This window comes from Desulfovibrio sp. GTC20076 (assembly GCF_055385905.1).
Map to the genome: position 1 here is coordinate 1,624,078 of NZ_AP039366.1, position 18,248 is coordinate 1,642,325.

The window sequence follows — 18,248 nt, forward strand, 5'->3', positions numbered from 1 at the left end:
GCCCTACTTCACTTCTGTGGGACACTGTTCGCCCCGGCTGGCATAAAAAAACCAGCCTGCGCCCGGATCCTGCGTACGCTCAAAGCAAAAACCGCCGGCAGTCCGCCACAGCACGGCAGGTGCGGTGGTGGCAAAGGCCGCGCTCACGGCAGCAGTTTGCGGGTCCTGCCCTGCCAGAACCTTGATGGTCTGGGCAACGCCCTCAAAGTAGCGACTCGAAGACGGAAGCATGTTGCTCACCACAGCGCGCTCCACCACCCCGTCGTTATCCAGAAAAAACGTGGCGGTCACGCCTTCCTCCAGGGTACATATCTTTATCTGCCCCTGGTCCTGGACTGTCACCGAACCGGCAGGGAATACGCTCATCCACCTGGCCTTGAAGTCCTTCCACATGGGGCTGCCGTCATCCGCCAGGGCGGGAAGCGCCAGAAGCACAAAAAGAATGCAGAGCAAAAGTTTTTTCATGACAAAAGCTCCTTTGCGGCAGATTCGTATTTTTCTGATGGGCAACGCGCCGGGCGCCCTGTCTAGGGAATCAGTTCGGCCCGGTCCGGGTGCCTGCTCCATACTAGGTGAGCATGCTGATAATGAAAAGCCCTCTTTTACAAGACATTGCATGGAGCTGGCGCGCCGCGTCCGACAGTGAAAACTCCGTACCGCAAGGCCTCTTGTTTTTCAGCCCGTTTTGGCCGAAACTGAAGATAAGCCGTCTGCCGCCACCCGCCGCAGGCGCAGCATCCTACCGCAAGGAGAAATCCGCCCGCCATGTCCAAGCCCGATCATCCCCCGGTCTGTTTTCCCATTACCCTTACCCGCATCAACCGTCTGGGCAGATATGAAGTGGACGACCTGCTCCTGCGCGAAGAAGCCTATAATCTTACATGCAACGGAAAAACCGTAGCCTGTCTGCACTGCATGCCCGACAAGCTTGAGGAACTGGCCGTGGGCAGGCTGTTTACCCTGGGGCTGCTGCAAGACGCCCGGCAGATACGTTCCCTGAGCATTTTGCCCCCCGCGCCGTCCCGCACGCAGGCCGCCACAGACGCCAAAGGCACGGCGGTCAAGCTCCGTATGGCGACTGCGCCCGATCAGCCCCCTGCGGGCAGCATGGCCGTGACCCTTGATCCCCCTCCTCCCTCTGTCCCCGCGCCTGAAGACGCCATATGCCTTACTGCCGACAGGGTTCACGAATTGCAGGCGGAATTTGAGGAGCACTGCAATCTCTACCGGCTTACCGGGGCAGCCCACAGTTGCGCACTGGCCGACCCCTCCGGAGTTCTGCTTTTTTATGAAGACATCGCCCGCCATAACGCCCTGGACAAACTTATCGGGGCCATGCTGCTGCGTGGCATCGGGCCGCAGGGCAAACTCATGATTTTCAGCGGCAGACTGGCGCTGGACATGCTGGAAAAGGCCGCAGCCTGTGGTGTGCGCCTGCTGGTGGCCCCCGGCGCGCCCTCGCTGGCGGCAGTGGAACTGGCAAGGGCCGTCGACATCTCCATTCTGGGTTTTGTGCGTCAGGGCAATATCAATATATATACCTGTCCGCACAGGATTGTCTGACATGTCGCACTGCCCGCATTCGCCGGCGGCTTCAGCGCAGGGCATGCTGCCTCTGGAAAAAGCGCTGGCTGCCCTGCTGGCCTGCGCCGCCCCGGTGGAGCAGACTCTTTCGCTTCCCCTGCTGGAGGCCGACAGGCGGATATGCGCAACAGACATGTATGCCGTGTTGCCGCAGCCTCCGTTTGACCGCGCACAGGTGGACGGCTACGCCGCGCGCAGCGCCGACCTTGTCGCAGCAAGCCCGAAAGCTCCGGCCGCCCTGCAGGTGACCCAGTTTCTCTATGCGGGTAGCGGACCGGGTGTGCCGGTGCAACCCGGCCAGGCCGCACGCATAACCACCGGAGCCATGCTGCCCCCCGGAGCCGACTGTGTGATCTGGCAGGAAGATACCACCAGGCACGACCACAGCATCAGCGTGTGCCACAGCCTTGCGCCCGGGCGCAACTGTCACGCCCAGGGACGTGATGTCGCCCCGGGACGACTGCTTGTAGGCAGGGGCGACATGCTGCACAGCGGCACCCTCGGCCTGCTGGCCGGTCAGGGGCATACCCATGTACCTGTATATGGCAGCCCCGCAGCAAGCATGCTCGCCACGGGCGATGAGCTGTGTCCGCCGGGCCTGCCGCTGCCCAAGGGAGGCATATACAATACCAGCGCCACCTTGCTGGGCGTACGCCTGCAACGGCTCGGCGCGCGTATTGCCGACATGCGGGTCTGCCCCGATGACGACGCGCTTTTGCTGCAACATATGGAAGACCTGCTGCCCCACAGCGCCCTTGTCATTACCACTGGCGGCGTTTCGTGGGGACCGCGTGACCTTGTCCCCCGCCTGGCGGCCAGGCTCACCGCCCGGCACGGCGGCCGCCTGCTTTTCCGGGGGCTGAGCATGAAGCCGGGAACCATGACCCTGGGCGCCGTTGTGGGCAAGACCATCCTGCTTGGCCTTTCGGGAACCCCCGTAGCTGCCGCAGCAGCCTTTGAGCTGCTGGCCGGGCCGCTTATCAAAAAGCTCTCCGGCCGCGCCCGCTATGGCCTGACCCGACAGCGCGGCATCATGAGCAACGACTTCGGCACATGCCGCAAAGACTCGCGCCGCCTTGTCATGGCCCGGCTTGAGGGTACTGATGTTTTTCTGCGCCCACGCGGCGAGGGCGTGGGGCAGCCAGCCCTGCGTGACGACTGCAACTGCTTTGTGGACATACCCGCCGGATGCCCGCCCCTGCGGCGTGGAGACGAGGTGGCTGTCATTCTGCCGTAACCAGTGCCGCCACAAAAATATCCGCCCGCGGGGCAGCCCCGGGGCGCTTCCCCTGACGCACGCATGTCTCGCAGGCAATCGCCAGTGCGGCTGGCGTCCCTGCCTGCGTATTTCGGGGACCTGCCCGACGATTCCCGGATTTCTGACGTCACCAGACCTTATTGATAAAAACTGCTATTGCACGATCCTGCTATACAGACTAACATATAGCCCTGTTACATAAAAAAGCGTGAATACGGGCTTGCCCCGCTGCTCTCCCAACAGCCGAAAACCGCGAGAAAGAACATGCTCCACCACAAGGAACCTCTCAGCCCGCGCACTGCCGTGTGCCACAGCAGATACCGCGACGCGGAAAAGCACCACGGCGTATGCCTTTATTGCGCCATCGGATGCGGACTGAACATATATACATACCAGGGCGAAATTGTCGGCGTGGAAGGCGATGACGAAAGCCCCGTAAACCGGGGTCGCCTTTGTCCCAAGGGGTCAAACACCCTGCAAATGCTGCGCAGCCCTCACCGTGTCGCCACGGTGCGCTACCGCGCCCCTTATGCCACCCAATGGGAAGACCGCCCGATGGACTGGGCCATGGACCGCATAGCCCGGCTCATGAAGGTCGCCCGTGATGCCGGATTTCAGGAAAAGAACGCGGCCGGCATGCCCGTGAACACCTGCCACAGCATCGCCTCTCTCGGCGGCTCCGCCAGCGACAATGAAGAAAACTACCTGATGAAAAAGCTCTTCACCGGCGGTCTCGGCATGCTGGATGTCGAAAACCAGGCCAGGCTCTGACACTCCGCATCCGTGCCCGGTCTGGGCGCGTCATTCGGTTTCGGCGCTTGCACCAACTTTCCGCGCGACATGCGCAACAGCGACTGCATCCTTGTCATGGGTTCCAACATGGCGGAATCCCATCCTGTTGGTTTTCAATGGGTCATGGAAGCAAAAGAACGCGGCGCAACCCTCATCCACGTAGACCCGCGCTTTACCCGCACCTCGGCCGTGGCCGACCATCACATAAGCATCAGGCCCGATTCTGACCTGGCCTTTCTTGGCGCGCTTATCCATCTTATCCTGAAAAAAAACGGCTGGTTTGCCGACTTTGTCAGCCATTATACCAATGCCTCCACCCTGGTGAGCGAAAAGTTTTCCTTTGATGAAAACACCGGCCTTTTCGTGGGCTTCAATCCGGCAACACGCTCCTACGACCAGGATCCGGACGCCTGGGATTATGAGATGGACGAACAGGGAATGCCCAAAAAAGACCCGACCTTCCAGCATCCGCGCTGCGTTCTGCGCGTACTTGAAAAACAGTACGCAGGCTATACGCCAGAAAGAGCGGCTGAAACCTGCGGTTGCAGCCCCGAAGACGTGGAACTGGTAGCCGATCTGCTTATGGGCAATTCCGGGCCGGAGCGTACTTCAGTCATGGCCTATGCCCTAGGCTGGACACAGCACACCAGCGGCGTGCAGATCATCCGGGCTGCGGGCATCATCCAGTTGCTGCTCGGCAACGTGGGGCGCCCGGGCAGCGGTATTGTCGCCCTGCGCGGGCATGCCAACGTACAGGGCGCCACCGACATTCCCACCCTGTTCAACAATCTGCCCAACTACATTCCGCAGCCCAAGGCCATTGCCGAACACGCCACCCTGAAAAACCTGCTGGAATACGGACACGGCCTGAGTGGCCGCAGAGGCAGGGAAGAAAGCGGCCTGTGGCGGCAAGAAGGCCTCAAGGGCGCATGGGCGGCCATGCCTTCCTACATGGTCAGCCTGCTCAAGGCCTGGTACGGCGATGCCGCCACCGCAGACAACGAGTATTGCTATCAGAACCTGCCCAAAATGCAGAAGGACGAATCCGAACAGACGTTTTTCAAAGAAGCCCTGCAGGGTACCGTGCGAGGCATGTTTGTTTTCGGGCAAAATCCGGCAGTGAGTTCACCCAACTCCGGCTTTCACCGCGAAGCCATGCGCAAGCTGGACTGGCTTGTGGTGGTGGACGCTTTTGAAACAGAAAGCGCCGCCGTATGGTACGCCGACCCCGACGGCCCCGGCCCGGAAACTGTGGGAACAGAGGTTTTTTTGCTGCCTGCCGCGCTGGCTATGGAAAAAGGCGGCTCGGTTTCCAATACCGAACGGCTGGTGCAGTGGCACGAACCTGTTCTGGACGCTCCGGGCGACAGCAGGTCCGACCTCTGGTATGTCTACCAGCTCGGCAAGCGTCTCAAGGCCCTTTACGCCGATTCCACCCAGGAGAAGGACAAGGCCCTGCAACAGCTTACCTGGGACTATTGCAAACCCGGCGAAGACGAGCCGGACCCCGAACTGGTACTGCGCGAAATGAACGGATTCAATACCGTTACGGGCGAGCACCTCAAGGCTACGGGCCAGCTTGCCGCCGACGGCTCCACCGCCTGCGGTTGCCGCCTCTACTGTGGTGTCTACCCCGCGCCGGGACAGAATCTTGCCAAACGGCGCGGCACCATCGGTGATGACGAAAACTTCTACCCCGACTGGGCCTGGGCCTGGCCGGGCAATTCGCGCATCCTCTATAACCGCGCTTCCGCCGACCCCGCGGGCAAGCCCTGGTCCGAGCGCAAGGCCATCATCCACTGGGATGCCAATGCCGGGCGCTGGAAAGGCGCGGACGTGCCCAACTATGTGCTCGACAAGGCTCCGGACTACCGCCCAACGCCCGAAAGCAGGGGCATGGACGCCATACCGGGCGATGCGCCCTTCACTGTGCATTTCGACGGCCTGGGCTGGCTGTTCGCGCCATTCGGCCTTTCCGACGGTCCCATGCCCGTACACTACGAGGCCCTGGAAACCCCTGTGCGCAACACCATGGCTGCACAGCAGATATCCCCCTCGACCACAATCATCGAAGACTCGCGCAATGCCATCGCCGCACAGGGCGATCCCCGCTATCCCGTCATTCTCACAAGCTACCGGGTAACGGAACAGTTTGTGGCAGGCGTTATGACGCGGCGCTCAAGCTGGATCAACGAGCTTCAGCCCAGCCTGTTTTTTGAAATGGACCCAGAACTGGCCGCAAGCCTTGCCCTGCGCAATCTGGACTGGGTCATTGCCGAAAGCAAACGTGGCTCCATTGAAGGCCGGGTGCTGGTCACCCCGCGCATACAGCCGCTCATGGTCTGCGGCAACAAGGTGCACGTGGTGGGCGTACCCATGCATTTCGGCTACAAGGGCGAGGTGACGGGAGACTCCGTCAACGTGCTCACGGCGCTGTCTCTCGGCCCCAATTCTGACATTGCCAGCGTCAAGTCCATTGCCTGCCGCATCAGGCCCGGCAGGCTCACGGCCCGCAGCGAACACAAGGGCGACTTCAAGGATGCCTACGCGCCTCTGCCCGACGCTCCCATGAGCAAGGTCCCCTGGATATGCAAGCCCGAAGGGAGGCTCGACTATGATAACTGAGACGCGCCTTCCCAAAAAACCCCGCGGCTTTGCACAGCGCCTGCTTTACCCTTTCAGACGCGGCACGGGACCGGCGATGCAGGAGCCGGTGGGCTTTTTTACCGATACCTCGGTATGTATCGGCTGCAAGGCCTGCCAGGTGGGCTGCAAGCACTGGAACATGCTGCCAGGCCTTGAACCACGACTTTCTGGCCGCAGCTACGACAACACCCTGGAACTTTCCGCCCGCACATGGCGGCATGTAAAGTTCGCCGAGGTCATTGATACCGATATTCCGGCCAATAACCGTCAGGGCCTGCACTGGCTTCTCGCCAGCGACAGTTGCAAGCACTGCGACGATGCCCCCTGCATGCGGGCCTGCCCCACGGGGGCGCTTGTCCGCACTGAAGTGGGCGGCGTGTATCCGCAGGCAGACATCTGCAACGGCTGTGCCTCATGCGTTGCGGCCTGCCCCTTTGGCGTTATTGCCAGAAATGAGAAAAGCGGCCACTCGCACAAGTGCACCTTCTGCCTTGACCGGGTGCGTGACGGCCTGCAGCCGGCTTGCGCCAAAACCTGCCCCGCCGCTTCCATACGCTTCGGCAGGCTTGAAGACATGCGCAATGCCGCCCGCAACCGCCTGGCCCACCTGCGGGCACAGGGTGTGAGCAATGCCCGCCTTTACGGCCTTGAACCCACAGAAAACTATTCGTCACTGCACAATATTTTCCTGCTGCTGGACAGGCCCTCCACCTATGGCCTGCCCGAAACTCCCCTGCATCCCGCCCGCCGTCTCAAGGGCGACTATATCCGCGCTGCCGCCGGAGTGGTTCTCGGCATTGCCATACTGGGCGCGTCAGTCATTTTCGGAGGTGTCCTGTAATGCAAAATACCGCGCAAAACACACGAGGCGCTCTGCCGCCAAACACCTCCCGGTCCTACAGCCAGGATTATTCCGGCGATATCATCCCCCACCTGCCCCCCTGGGGCAACATGACGGTCATTGATGTGTGGCTGAACAATGCCGCCCTGGGGCTTTACATTGTCACAACCTGCGCCCTGCTGCTGCGGCCGGTGACCTTCGGCATTCTGGCGCAGCCCGCCTTTGTGCTGGCATGGCTGCTTCTTGTGGCCGACCTTGCCCTGCTTGTTGCCGACCTGGGCGACCCCACGCGCTTTCACCACATGCTGCGCACCTGTCGCCCCACCTCGCCCATGTGGGTGGGCGTATGGGCCTTGACCCTTTCGGCGGCAACCATGCTCATACCCGCATTATGGGGCCTTATGGGACTGCTCACCGGCTTCAAGATACTGTCACCGGCCAGTTCCGCCAGCGTCATGTCTTTTATCGGTTCGGAGCCGGGGGTGCGCGTGCTCGTGCTCTTTCTGGGCCTGGGCGGCATCTGCGCTGCTGCCGGCCTTTGCTACAAGGGTGTGCTTTTTTCGGCCACATCCCGCCCTGTATGGCGCAAGGCCCGCTGGTTTTCCGCCTATCTGACCAACGGCGGCATACTGCTTGGCTGCGCCCTGTTCACGGCCATGGGCATGGCCCTGCACCTGACCAATGGCCTGCAAAGACTCTTTCCTGCCATGCTCGCCATGCTTGCTATTGACATGCTCCTGCTTGAGCTGCACCTGCGGCCCGCCCTGAAAGACGGCTCAAGCCCCCTGCAACGCCGTAATCTCGGCACTGCCACAGCCCTGGATGTGGTGGCATTTGCCTGCCTTCTTGCCGTTACGGCCGGAGTAACGCAACCTGCCCTTGTGGCTGTGGCCACGCTATGCATCGCGGCCTCTGCCCTTATGGGCCGCCACAGTTTTGTGCTGCCCATGCGCGGCGTATAGCGCGTTTTCACGTTGCGGGCACTCCGCGGCCTTCACGGCGTCCACGCAGGCAACTGGCGGTGCCCGACTACTGTGAAAATGTATACTCCCGCCGGTAAGGCATACTCAACTGCAGATTGCCCGGTATATTCCTGACAACAAGCCCCTCCGCCCAGGCGGAGGGGCTTTTCATGAGCGTCATCTTATACGCCCCCGTCTGCGCTCTTCCCTGGAGCATTTCAATTTTGAAAATATGTATGCTCAACGCTGATGACACACCCGCTACAGCGCTTGACCGCGCGAATACATTGCGCTGCACCTTCACACCGGGCCTGCCACGCAGTCGCTAGAGCGCTTAAAAAAATACATTGCTCCAGCAAGCGACCGGGCCTTTTCTCCTTGTGCCCTCGCTTGCGGGCAAGCCCGCCGCCATGCCGCCCGCACAGCATACAAGACCGCACAAAGGTCATCGCCAGCCTGAAAGGGCGGCCCAAGGCCCCGAAATATGAAAATAAATACAGAAATAAAATTCATACTTGCATCACATGTTTTTTTACTCTATTATCCTCTGAACATCACATCAAACAGCGTGGCACCCTGTTATTCTCTTCAGAATAACCTCAACACCGTGCTACAGCTTCTGTAGATTCAGCGCCATCCAAGGTCGCATCTTAAAAGAATCTTCAATGCATATCTGAAAAAACAACTTTTTTCATTATGTAACATGTGTAAAAGAGTTATACTGCATTTACATATACACATTGCAGCATGGCGCAACAGGAATGTGAACGACGCAAATTTTCCGTCCCGGCCTGTATTCCCGACTTTAAACAGCCCGACGGCCGAAGACAAAGGAGCCAAAGCACAATAGAGTAACAATTTTTTTCTGCACAAGATGCTGTTTCGTTCTCACAATACTTTTTATAACACTTTATGGAAGTTCGGTTTGTACCGAGGAGGCGTTCATCTGCTGGTGCCGTCAACGCTGATGACTCCAGCAAGTTCGTTTTGACGATCAATCATTGTTCGTCCTTCCATATACTCGCCCGGTTACGGGCTACACCCGCGACATTTCCATGCCACGGCAGAAGGAGGGTATATGGCAAAAATCTCCATTCAAAACATTTCTAAAGTCTTCGGGCCACAGCCGGACCAGGCGCTTGAACTGGCAGCCGAAGGCGCCTCACGCGCGGACATTCTGCGAAAAACCCGCACCACAGTGGCCCTGCGCGACATATCCCTTGATATTACAGACAGCGAACTGCTCGTCATTATGGGTCTTTCCGGCAGCGGCAAATCAACCTTGCTGCGCTGCCTCAACGGACTGATCATGCCCAGCACCGGGCGCATCCTTGTGGACGATGCGGATATAACCACAATGAATGCCAAAGGGCTGCGCCATGTGCGCCAACGCTGCTTCGGCATGGTGTTTCAGAATTTTGCGCTTTTTCCTCATCGCACGGTATTGCAGAATACAGCCTTCGGCCTTGAGGTCATGGGCGTATCTGAAACCCAGCGCCTGAAAAAAAGCGAAGAAATGCTTGAGCGCGTCGGCCTTGCACAGTGGAAGAACTCCTACCCCGGCGAGCTTTCCGGGGGCATGAAGCAGCGTGTGGGCCTGGCCCGTGCCCTGGCTCTTGAGCCGGAGGTGCTGCTTATGGACGAAGCCTTCAGCGCCCTTGACCCCCTTATCCGGCAGGAAATGCAGGACGAGTTGCTGTCGCTTCAGGAAGACATTCAAAAGACCATTGTTTTCATCACTCATGACCTTAACGAGGCCTTCAAGCTCGGCGACCGCATTGTCCTGCTGCAGGACGGAGCCGTTGTGCAGACAGGTACCCCCGAAGAAATCCTTCAGGCCCCGGCCAACGACTATGTGGCCCGTTTTGTCGCCTCGGCCGACGCCTCGCAGGTACTGACCGCAGCCAGCGTCATGAAGCGCTCCGAAGATACCGCGGTGCTTGGTCTGGATGGCCCGCGCGCTGCCTTGCGCAAAATGCGCGTACACTCCATTGCTTCGCTTTTTGTGCTGGACCGACACCGCCGTTTTGTGGGCATCCTTAACGCCGATGACGCCGAAGCCATGATCAGCGAGGGCCGTTCGGACCTTACTGAAATAACCCGCACAGACATCGTGACCGTCACACCTGACACCCCCGTTACCGAACTTGTGCCGCTCATGGCCGAACTGCCCTACCCGTTGGCTGTGGTAGATAACCGCCAGCGTTTACAGGGTGTTATCGTGCGTGGACTGTTACTGGGCGCTCTGGTGGAACATAACGACAGGAGAGGCGCGCATGCTGCCTAGACTCCCCTTGGCCGGTTATATTGACAGCGGCGTGGAGTTTCTGGTGGAGCAGTTTTCCGGCGTTACCCGCGCCGGGTCCGCAATCATGCTTGCCCTGCTGGACCGTTTTGAAGAATTTCTGCTGCTGCCGCCCCCGTGGCTCTTTATTCTGCTTTTGGCGGCTCTGGCCTGGTGGGTAACGCGCCGCCCGGGACTGCCCGTATTCGTGGCTCTGGGCTTTGCCCTTCTGTGGAACCTGGGGCTGTGGACGCCCACCATCAGCACTCTGGCCCTGGTGCTTTCTGCCACCCTGCTTTCCGTGCTGGTAGGCGTACCCTGCGGCATTCTTGCGGCCATGAGCCCTGTGGCACGCAAAATTGTCATGCCCGTGCTGGACGTCATGCAGACCATGCCAGCCTTTGTGTATCTTATTCCGGCCATTCCCTTTTTCGGCATCGGCAAGGTCAGCGCGGTGGTAGCCACGGTCATCTTTTCAGTGCCTCCGGCCATACGCTTTACCTGCCTGGGCATACAGCAGGTTCCCCGCGATCTTGTGGAGTGCACCGAGGCCTTTGGCGCAACCCGCATGCAGCGTCTGTATAAGCTGGAACTGCCCCTGGCCATGCCCACCATTGTCGCAGGCGTAAACCAGACAATCATGCTGGCCCTTTCAATGGCCGTCATCGCGGCCATGATCGGCGCGCGCGGCCTGGGCGGCGAGGTATGGAAGGCCATTCAGCGCCTCAACATCGGCATGGGCTTTGAAGCCGGGCTTGGCATCGTTATTGTCGCCATTACCCTTGACCGCCTCTTCCGTGCGCTGGCGCAAAAAAGTTCCGGCAAGGCCCATTAGGCCGGACTGATTTTGAGAATACGCATTCTCAAAATTTCAGGGCGCTCAATTTGGATTGCCCCCATACCGTGCAGCCGCGGTTTGTTTGCAAACCTTGCAGACAACGGCTGCAGTTGCGCCATGTCGCGGTGGAGGCCCTGCCGCACACAGGACGGGCAAGGCTGTTTTTCAACGGCCTGCTAACAGTATTTAGCTCACGCTGGTGTTACGGCATGACGGCCGTGCGCGGCCGCAGAGCGGGCAGCCATGCCCGTAACCGCGCCAGCCGCACAGCCGCCGTTGCTGCGACCGGCAAAAGGAAAACCTTGTAAAAGGAGAACCAATGAAACTTCGCATACTGACTCTCGCCGTGGCCTTTGCCCTGCTGCTCTCTGCAGGAGTCATGGCCAAAGATAAAAAAGAAGATAAAAATCTTCAGCTTGTCTACGTTGAATGGGACTGCGCCAATGCTTCGAGCCATCTGGCCAAGGCCGTGCTTGAAGACAAGCTGGGCTATAAAGTGGAATTGCTGCCCGTGACCCAGCCCATCCTCTGGACAAGCCTTGCCACCGGCGATGCCGATGCCATGGTGACCGCATGGCTGCCCGACACCCACAAGGACATGCACAACAAGGTCAAAAACAATGTGGAAGTGCTCGGCAAGCTTACGGGGGGCGCACGCCTTGGCCTCGCCGTACCGGACTATGTGACGCTGAAATCCGTTGAAGAACTCAAAGCCAATGCCGGCAAGTTCAAAAGCCGTATCGTGGGTATCGACCCCGGCGCGGGCGTCATGCAGCTGACGGAAAAACTGATGAAAGACTACGGTATTGACAATATGGAACTGATGGAAGGCAGCGATACCATCATGACCTCAAGCCTGTCCGACGCCATACGCAACAAGGAATGGATCGTCGTCACGGCGTGGTCGCCTCACTGGATGTTCGGCCGCTGGGACATGCATTACCTTGAAGACCCCAAGGGCAGCCTCGGCAGCGAAGAAGGCATCTATAATGTGGCGCGCAAGGGCCTCAAGGACGACCACCCCGCCGCCCATGCCTTTCTGTCAAAATTCGCCTACGCCAACCCTGAGCAGTTACAGCAGCTCATGGCCTGGAATCAGGAAAAAGGCGCGGACCCCATGAAAAACGCCCGCCGTTTCATGAAGGAGCACCCTGAACTGGTGGAAGCCTGGCTGGCAAAGTAACTGACGCAGATTACAGATTGCCGCAACCAGCAGTCGTTTTGCAAAAAGTCCCCCGGCATCGGATTGATGCCGGGGGACTTGTACGGTCAGGGCAGCCGGAGTGTCTTGTCGGGCGGTGAGACAGTCAAGCTGCAGCCGCACCTTTAAGCCCGCAACAGATCAATATCAGTTGCCGCGGGTGCTCAGGCCTGCTTCATGCTGGCAATAAGGTCGCCCAGGCGGTTGGCCTGCTGCGCCAGTTCTTCTACCGCGCTGGATGCCTCATTCATGGCCTGGGCCGTCTGCCCGGCCATATCATTGACCTGCACAATGGACTGATTGATTTCCTCACTGGCGGCGGACTGCTCTTCACTGGCCGTGGCAATGGCCCTCACCTGGTCTGCCGTGGTTTCCACATTGCTGACGATCTGGCGCAGGGCATCGCCGGACTGGCTGGCAAATCCTGTGGCGGTTTCAATTTCTTCCACTGCCTTGTCCATGCCGCTCACACTTTTGGCGGTACTTTCCTGAATGGCATTGATGGCGTTGCCCACATCCTGGGTGGAAGCCATAGTTTTTTCCGCCAGCTTGCGCACCTCATCGGCCACCACGGCAAAGCCGCGTCCGGCGTCTCCGGCCCGGGCGGCCTCGATGGCCGCATTGAGCGCCAGCAGGTTGGTCTGGTCCGCAATGTCGGATATGACGCCCATAATGCGGTTAATGGCCTGGGCGTGCTCGTTCAGCTGGTTCATGTCTTCCTTGAGTACCAGAGAAACCTTATGTACCTGATCAATGCTTTGCAGGGCCTGGCGCACGATCTGCGCGCCGTTTTCCGCATTACCCCTGGTTTCATCAGACATGCCCGACGCCAGAGAAGCGTTGCCCGCCACCTCACGCACGGTGGAGTTCATCTCGTTCATGGCTGTGGCCGCCTCGCTCAGGCGGGCCGCCGACTCGGCAGCCATATGGTTTGACTGGCCGATGCGAGCCGTAAGCTGGTTGGATGCCGAAGAAATGATAGTGACCACTTCCTCCAGCTGCCCGGCCGCCGCCAGCATGCCGTCACGCCGGGCGCTTTCTGCCTGCTGGCGGGCAAATTCGGCCTGCTCCGTGGCTGCCTGGGCGCGCTGGGTCTGTTCCTCGGCCTCGGCGCTCTTCTGATTGGCGGTTTCAATCATGTTTTGCAGGTTGTGGACCATGTTGAGAAGCGAATTGCGCAGCTCCGCCAGTTCGCCGTAAAAATCGCGCGCGTCAAGATGTGCCTCAAGGTTCCCCTGAGCGATCTTGTCCGCGGCTTCCACGATAAGCCGCAGCGGGCGGTTGATGGAGCGTACAATATACCAGGCCACCGCCAGCATGACGAGGGCGATGACAGCGTAAATAATAGAAACAGAGCGTATGGCCTCGTTGGTCTCTGCAAAAATTTCACTTTCGTCCTGAATAACGGCGATCTTCCAGCCAAGGCTGGTTGTGAGCACGTTGGCCCGCACCGGTATGTCCTTTATGCGGGTAAGCACAATGCCTGACTGGGTTTTGAACAGATGCTCCAGTCCGGGGCTCTGGATGTCCTTGCCGATGATTTTACCGGTAAGTTCCTTGTCCTTGGGGTCACAGATGATGCGACCCGTGTTTTCCACAAGCAGGAAATAGCCTGTCCTGCCGAAATTCATGGCCTCGAATTTTTCCGAAAGTCCGTTAAGGGAAACATCAACGCCCAGCACCCCGCGAAAAACACCATTGCGATCGCGCAGGCTGTGCGTGACGGGAGCCACCAGTTCGCCGGAAATGGAAAGATAACTGTCTGACAGCCCAACGGCCTTGCCAGAATTCATGCGGCTCACATAACCAGGCGCGCCTGGAGGTATCAAAACCCGCAGGAACGGGACCGTCGGCCATGGATGAACCATAGCTGCCATCAGGATAGCCCACATACACTTCAACATAGGACGGATTTGCCTTGGCCAGCCTGAAAAGGGGCTGACCGGCGCGGGCCGCTTCCGGGGCCAGGGCCGAACGTTTATAGGCATTTTCGGTGGACGTGTTTTTATAGTTGGGAAACGTGTTTTCCCCGTCTATGAGCAGTTCATCCGCAGCCAGAAAGGCAAGATTACGTTCTGCTTCGTTAATAAAACCTTCTACATAGCTGCCCATGAGCTGTAATTGCTCTCCGGAGGCCGTCAGATATGACTCTTCGGCAGTGTTGCGCATCTTACTTGTCACATAGGGTATGGTTCCACCGGCCATGATGGCTATCGTCAGCAAGAAACCAAGTATCACCCGCACCTTGATGGTCATAGACAGTTCCTCCTCTGCCTGTGCTCCTTTCAGGCAGGCTGGCAGCGTCCCTTTTTGCCGTATGCTTTCGCCATTTTCTACAACTGCTCTCTCTTTACTGAGATCGTCCGGCTGCTCCGTTTCTTAAGATGGTACATAGAAAAAAGAATTTTAAATATATTTTTATATTATGAAATAGGTGAGCACTTTAGAGCCACCACCATACCGTTGCTGTTCGTCCAAACAATTCGTGCTATGTTTACCTGTAAAAACGAAATATTAATTGAAACAAACTACTAAAAAACCGCTATTGCCCGGCATGGCTGGATATGCAGTGCAGCGCGTTTTTCCTGATCAGATGGGCGGGTAGACCTGCTGTTTCCGGTTTATATAAAGAAAAAAGACGGTTGACCTGATGCAAAGAGCACTGTACCTAATTTACAGTCATTCCTTTTAACAATAAAAACCACTGCCCGCCCATAAACACGGAGCCTGCATGCCCACTCCCACTCCTCGCCGCGACCTCGTGGTCCGGGGCATACTTTACATGCTGGCCATGGCTATTCCCACCAGTGTCAGCCTGATCTGCAACGAGCCGGAAGTGCTTGTGCTGGGTGCTCTGGGGGCCTTGTTCGCCCTCTTTATCGCTCCCCGCTACAAACCGTTGCCGCGCACGCTCTGCATCGGCGCCGGGGGGCTGCTCGTTTGCATGGCCGGCGCGGTGGGTGTGTTTACCCAGGGCAACAACAATCTTGCCCTTATACCGCTGGTCATGTTCAGTTGGCTGGCCGCCCTGCCCCGGCCTGATCAGGCCTACCTCAGCCTTGTTTTTAAAAATATGGGAACAGCAGCCCTGCTGACCCATTTCGGCATGACCAGTTCCATCAGTGCAGCCGCCATCTACATGACCGGTCTTGCCCTGGGGGCAACCCTGAGCGTGCTGGGCATACGGTTCGGCAGCGGACAGGGCAGCGGCGCAAGCCCTTTTGAAGAATTCAAGGCGTTCAAGCACGGGGCTGTCAACAATCCGCTGTTCGGCATGGCCGTTCCCGCTACGGTACTTTTGTGTACCCTGGCCGCAGGCGGCCTGCACTTCAGCCATCCAGCCTGGGTGGGGCTGACTGTTCTCTTTGTCATGCACAGTGACGGCGCCACCGAACTACGCCGCATACGCGACCGCGCCCTGGGAACAGTGGTCGGTGTCATTGCTGCCGCCCCCCTTGTATTCTACATATCATCCCCCCTTCCACTTGCTGCCTGCGTGTTCTGCGCCGCCCTTTTCATCCCTTACGCACAACGCGGGCACTATATGCTCTTCAGTTTTATCATTACTCTTATCGTGCTGCTGCTGATCGATATGGCCACATTGCGCATGGGGGGTGATATTTCACTGCTGCGGTGGCGGCTGCTTGATACCATCCTGGCCTGTGGAGGAGTGCTTATTTCCAACCTCATATTAAGACTTATAGCTTCCCGGCTTAACAGAAATAAAAAACTTGAAAACACCGTATAAATATAGCGCATCCACTTCTCGGCATTATTTAATATCCATTTAATATTGTTGAAAAACAATATATAAACTAAAAATTTATAAAATTATTGCACTCAACACTCAAGGCTGATACGCTATCCATATGCATTGCCGCCGCCAGCCCTGCCGCTTTGGCTGCCTGACGGTATTTCAAACAAAAACCGCCTCCCATATGAACGGAGCGAACCGGGGCCGCCGCATGCACACCCATCAGGGAAGCAATGCCGGCCAGCGAGGTACGCCATGCCAGAAGAAACAGACTTTACGAAAACCCTGCACCGCCTTATGCAGGCCATGAATGCTTCCAATGATGCAGAACTGGCCCGCGCCCTGGGTATTACCCCGCAGTCCATCAGCGGCGCACGCAAACGCGGTGAAGTGCCGCCCGCCTGGGTACAGGCCAGCGCCGCTGCAACCGGAGTGAATGCCCACTGGCTGTTTTTCGGCAGTGGGCCAATGCGGCTTCCCGAAGCTGCCGAAGGCGAATTGCCGTCCATGCATGGCGATTGCGAAGCGGATCTTATACATGTTCCCCTGGCTGAAGCCCGTCTTTCTGCGGGTACGGGCAGCCTGGAAGTCAGCGAGCGTAATGAAGACAGCTACGCCTTCAGGGGCGACTTTTTACGCCGCAAGGGCAATCCCCGGCGCATGGTGCTCATGCGCGTCTCCGGCGACAGCATGGTTCCGGAAATTTTTGACAATGACCTTGTGCTGCTGGACAAGGGACAAACTGAAATCAGCCCGGGTCGCCTTTATGCCGTGGGCTTTGAAGACGCCATCTATATAAAGCGCATTGACAAGGTTCCCGGCAAAATTATCCTGCATAGCGTCAATCCCGCCTACCCCCCGGTAAGCCTGGACCTGCGCGGCGACCTTGCCGACCAGTTCAGGGTTATCGGCCGAGTGCTCTGGTCAGGCCGCGAATACCGTTAGGGGTTTTCACATCTGAAATGCCCGCGGGATGTACGCACAAAGCCTGCCGCAAAACAGATACCGGCCGTTGCCGCCGCAAGCCACGGTCCCAGGCGATAAACGTGTCAGGGCAGTTTTTCTGTACCCCGCTCTGGCGGCTCACGGGCAGGCGTCCGCCTTGGAATCGCCAGTTTCACAGTGCGTTCTGGCGCCTGGATGGCGCAGTGCGCATTGGGTAAGTATTGCGAATCCACCTGCGCAAAGATAAAATGCTCCAGATGGCAAAGATGCCGCCGCAGGCGCGCCTCAACCTATTGCGCCGCCCTGGAGCTGCGAGTACACTGCGCGCAATATGGTCTTTTCCAGTAAGGAGTACAGGATGTTGCAAGGTCGTTTGAATCTTTTTGGCGTCATACTGCCCATCATGGCCATTCTGACTCTGCTGTCTTTTCCTTTCAGCGCCTTCAGCGCGGAAAAATCCGCAGAAAAACAGTCGATTCCGGCAAGCGGCCAGCCCGGCAGCCCCCATGAGCTGGAAAGCCGCGCGGAATCTCAGGAAAAAGATCTGGATGATGAGACCACGGCACCGGTCGACAGGCTTTTCAGCCCCGACTACCAGGCGTGCATGGACAGTGCCGCGGGTGTAACCACGGACATGCAGGACTGCATCAATGCAGAACTGGAACGGCTTGAAAAAATTATCGCCGTGCGACAGATTGCCCTGCCCCCTGTGCTCGGTGAAGAGAGAAGCAAATCACTGCGCGAAACCCTCGCGGCATGGGACGCCATGCGCAAGAGCGGCTCTGCAGCCATGTACGACCCCGACGGCGGCACACTGTCACCGCTCATGGCTTCCTTATGGTATCTGGAGCAAACCGCGCGCATGGCGCAATGGATGAACGCTCTGGGGGAAAGCCCCGAATAAGCGGAAAATTTCTTTTGGCACGATGAGCGCCTGAAAGATGCTCGTCGTCTTCATTTGTGCGGCCTCGCAGAGCAGGTCAGCTTTTACATTTCTCTGGTGACTGCGCGAACAGCCGCCCGCCGTAAAAGCGCAATGTGTTTACCCGGTCAAGCGCCGTAACGGGCGTGTCTTCAACATTGAGAAATACAGATTCGCAATGTTGAAATGCTCTGGAATGATACCGGATACGCCGGTTTTGC

At 58.3% G+C, this 18,248-nt stretch carries 14 protein-coding genes; 12 read left to right on the top strand and 2 right to left on the bottom strand.

Annotated elements, in window-relative coordinates; all coding sequences use genetic code 11:
- Positions 1 to 3: 3 nt before the first annotated feature.
- On the bottom strand, positions 4 to 465 hold the full coding sequence (locus ACZ495_RS07135; RefSeq protein WP_296983489.1) for a hypothetical protein: 462 nt from the start codon (positions 463 to 465) through the stop codon (positions 4 to 6).
- A 300-nt stretch (positions 466 to 765) separates the two neighbouring features.
- Between ACZ495_RS07135 and fdhD the strand changes: the two genes are divergently transcribed.
- The 9 genes from fdhD to ACZ495_RS07180 all read left to right on the top strand — a co-directional run bounded on the left by fdhD (position 766) and on the right by ACZ495_RS07180 (position 12,388).
- Positions 766 to 1,563 carry a formate dehydrogenase accessory sulfurtransferase FdhD gene (gene fdhD / locus ACZ495_RS07140; RefSeq protein WP_394026083.1) on the top strand — a complete coding sequence of 266 codons (798 nt, stop codon included), beginning with the start codon at positions 766 to 768 and terminating at the stop codon, positions 1,561 to 1,563.
- Position 1,564: 1 nt separating this feature from the next.
- Positions 1,565 to 2,821, top strand: a complete 1,257-nt coding sequence (locus ACZ495_RS07145; protein WP_464261975.1) for a molybdopterin molybdotransferase MoeA — start codon at positions 1,565 to 1,567, stop codon at positions 2,819 to 2,821.
- Between the two features lie 285 nt (positions 2,822 to 3,106).
- Complete coding sequence (locus tag ACZ495_RS07150; RefSeq protein WP_041723929.1) at positions 3,107 to 3,613, top strand: dehydrogenase; 507 nt, start codon at positions 3,107 to 3,109, stop codon at positions 3,611 to 3,613.
- 12 nt (positions 3,614 to 3,625) lie between these two features.
- Positions 3,626 to 6,259: a molybdopterin-dependent oxidoreductase gene (locus ACZ495_RS07155; RefSeq protein WP_296983500.1), complete on the top strand. Its 2,634-nt coding sequence runs from the start codon at positions 3,626 to 3,628 to the stop codon at positions 6,257 to 6,259.
- A complete protein-coding gene (locus ACZ495_RS07160) occupies positions 6,249 to 7,121 on the top strand; it encodes a 4Fe-4S dicluster domain-containing protein (protein ID WP_464261976.1) in 873 nt (290 codons plus the stop codon). Before ACZ495_RS07155 ends, ACZ495_RS07160 begins: the two co-directional genes overlap by 11 nt.
- Complete coding sequence (locus ACZ495_RS07165; RefSeq protein WP_464261977.1) at positions 7,121 to 8,083, top strand: hypothetical protein; 963 nt, start codon at positions 7,121 to 7,123, stop codon at positions 8,081 to 8,083. The genes ACZ495_RS07160 and ACZ495_RS07165 overlap by 1 nt, the downstream gene beginning before the upstream one ends.
- Positions 8,084 to 9,161: 1,078 nt before the next feature.
- Positions 9,162 to 10,370, top strand: a complete 1,209-nt coding sequence (locus ACZ495_RS07170; RefSeq protein ID WP_012624457.1) for a quaternary amine ABC transporter ATP-binding protein — start codon at positions 9,162 to 9,164, stop codon at positions 10,368 to 10,370.
- A complete protein-coding gene (locus ACZ495_RS07175) occupies positions 10,360 to 11,202 on the top strand; it encodes an ABC transporter permease (protein WP_012624456.1) in 843 nt (280 codons plus the stop codon). Before ACZ495_RS07170 ends, ACZ495_RS07175 begins: the two co-directional genes overlap by 11 nt.
- A gap of 322 nt (positions 11,203 to 11,524) precedes the next feature.
- Complete coding sequence (locus ACZ495_RS07180) at positions 11,525 to 12,388, top strand: glycine betaine ABC transporter substrate-binding protein (protein ID WP_012624455.1); 864 nt, start codon at positions 11,525 to 11,527, stop codon at positions 12,386 to 12,388.
- Between the two features lie 182 nt (positions 12,389 to 12,570).
- Here the strand turns inward: ACZ495_RS07180 and ACZ495_RS07185 are convergent, their stop codons facing one another.
- Positions 12,571 to 14,199, bottom strand: coding sequence for a methyl-accepting chemotaxis protein (locus ACZ495_RS07185; protein WP_464261978.1), 1,629 nt, complete (start codon positions 14,197 to 14,199; stop codon positions 12,571 to 12,573).
- A 938-nt stretch (positions 14,200 to 15,137) separates the two neighbouring features.
- Here ACZ495_RS07185 and ACZ495_RS07190 point away from each other — a divergent pair.
- The 3 genes from ACZ495_RS07190 (at position 15,138) to ACZ495_RS07200 (ending at position 18,009) form a co-directional block, all read left to right on the top strand.
- Complete coding sequence (locus tag ACZ495_RS07190) at positions 15,138 to 16,154, top strand: FUSC family protein (RefSeq protein ID WP_012624453.1); 1,017 nt, start codon at positions 15,138 to 15,140, stop codon at positions 16,152 to 16,154.
- A 261-nt stretch (positions 16,155 to 16,415) separates the two neighbouring features.
- Positions 16,416 to 17,105 carry a LexA family transcriptional regulator gene (locus ACZ495_RS07195; RefSeq protein WP_464261979.1) on the top strand — a complete coding sequence of 230 codons (690 nt, stop codon included), beginning with the start codon at positions 16,416 to 16,418 and terminating at the stop codon, positions 17,103 to 17,105.
- Between the two features lie 358 nt (positions 17,106 to 17,463).
- A complete protein-coding gene (locus tag ACZ495_RS07200) occupies positions 17,464 to 18,009 on the top strand; it encodes a lysozyme inhibitor LprI family protein (RefSeq protein WP_464261980.1) in 546 nt (181 codons plus the stop codon).
- The last annotated feature ends 239 nt before the right edge of the window (positions 18,010 to 18,248 follow it).

Coding starts and splice junctions, on each gene's coding strand:
- ACZ495_RS07135 (WP_296983489.1), bottom strand. CDS start 465: ATGAAAAAACTTTTGCTCTGCATTCTTTTTGTGCTTCTGGCGCTTCCC.
- fdhD (WP_394026083.1), top strand. CDS start 766: ATGTCCAAGCCCGATCATCCCCCGGTCTGTTTTCCCATTACCCTTACC.
- ACZ495_RS07145 (WP_464261975.1), top strand. CDS start 1,565: ATGTCGCACTGCCCGCATTCGCCGGCGGCTTCAGCGCAGGGCATGCTG.
- ACZ495_RS07150 (WP_041723929.1), top strand. CDS start 3,107: ATGCTCCACCACAAGGAACCTCTCAGCCCGCGCACTGCCGTGTGCCAC.
- ACZ495_RS07160 (WP_464261976.1), top strand. CDS start 6,249: ATGATAACTGAGACGCGCCTTCCCAAAAAACCCCGCGGCTTTGCACAG.
- ACZ495_RS07165 (WP_464261977.1), top strand. CDS start 7,121: ATGCAAAATACCGCGCAAAACACACGAGGCGCTCTGCCGCCAAACACC.
- ACZ495_RS07170 (WP_012624457.1), top strand. CDS start 9,162: ATGGCAAAAATCTCCATTCAAAACATTTCTAAAGTCTTCGGGCCACAG.
- ACZ495_RS07175 (WP_012624456.1), top strand. CDS start 10,360: ATGCTGCCTAGACTCCCCTTGGCCGGTTATATTGACAGCGGCGTGGAG.
- ACZ495_RS07180 (WP_012624455.1), top strand. CDS start 11,525: ATGAAACTTCGCATACTGACTCTCGCCGTGGCCTTTGCCCTGCTGCTC.
- ACZ495_RS07185 (WP_464261978.1), bottom strand. CDS start 14,199: ATGAATTCTGGCAAGGCCGTTGGGCTGTCAGACAGTTATCTTTCCATT.
- ACZ495_RS07190 (WP_012624453.1), top strand. CDS start 15,138: ATGCCCACTCCCACTCCTCGCCGCGACCTCGTGGTCCGGGGCATACTT.
- ACZ495_RS07195 (WP_464261979.1), top strand. CDS start 16,416: ATGCCAGAAGAAACAGACTTTACGAAAACCCTGCACCGCCTTATGCAG.
- ACZ495_RS07200 (WP_464261980.1), top strand. CDS start 17,464: ATGTTGCAAGGTCGTTTGAATCTTTTTGGCGTCATACTGCCCATCATG.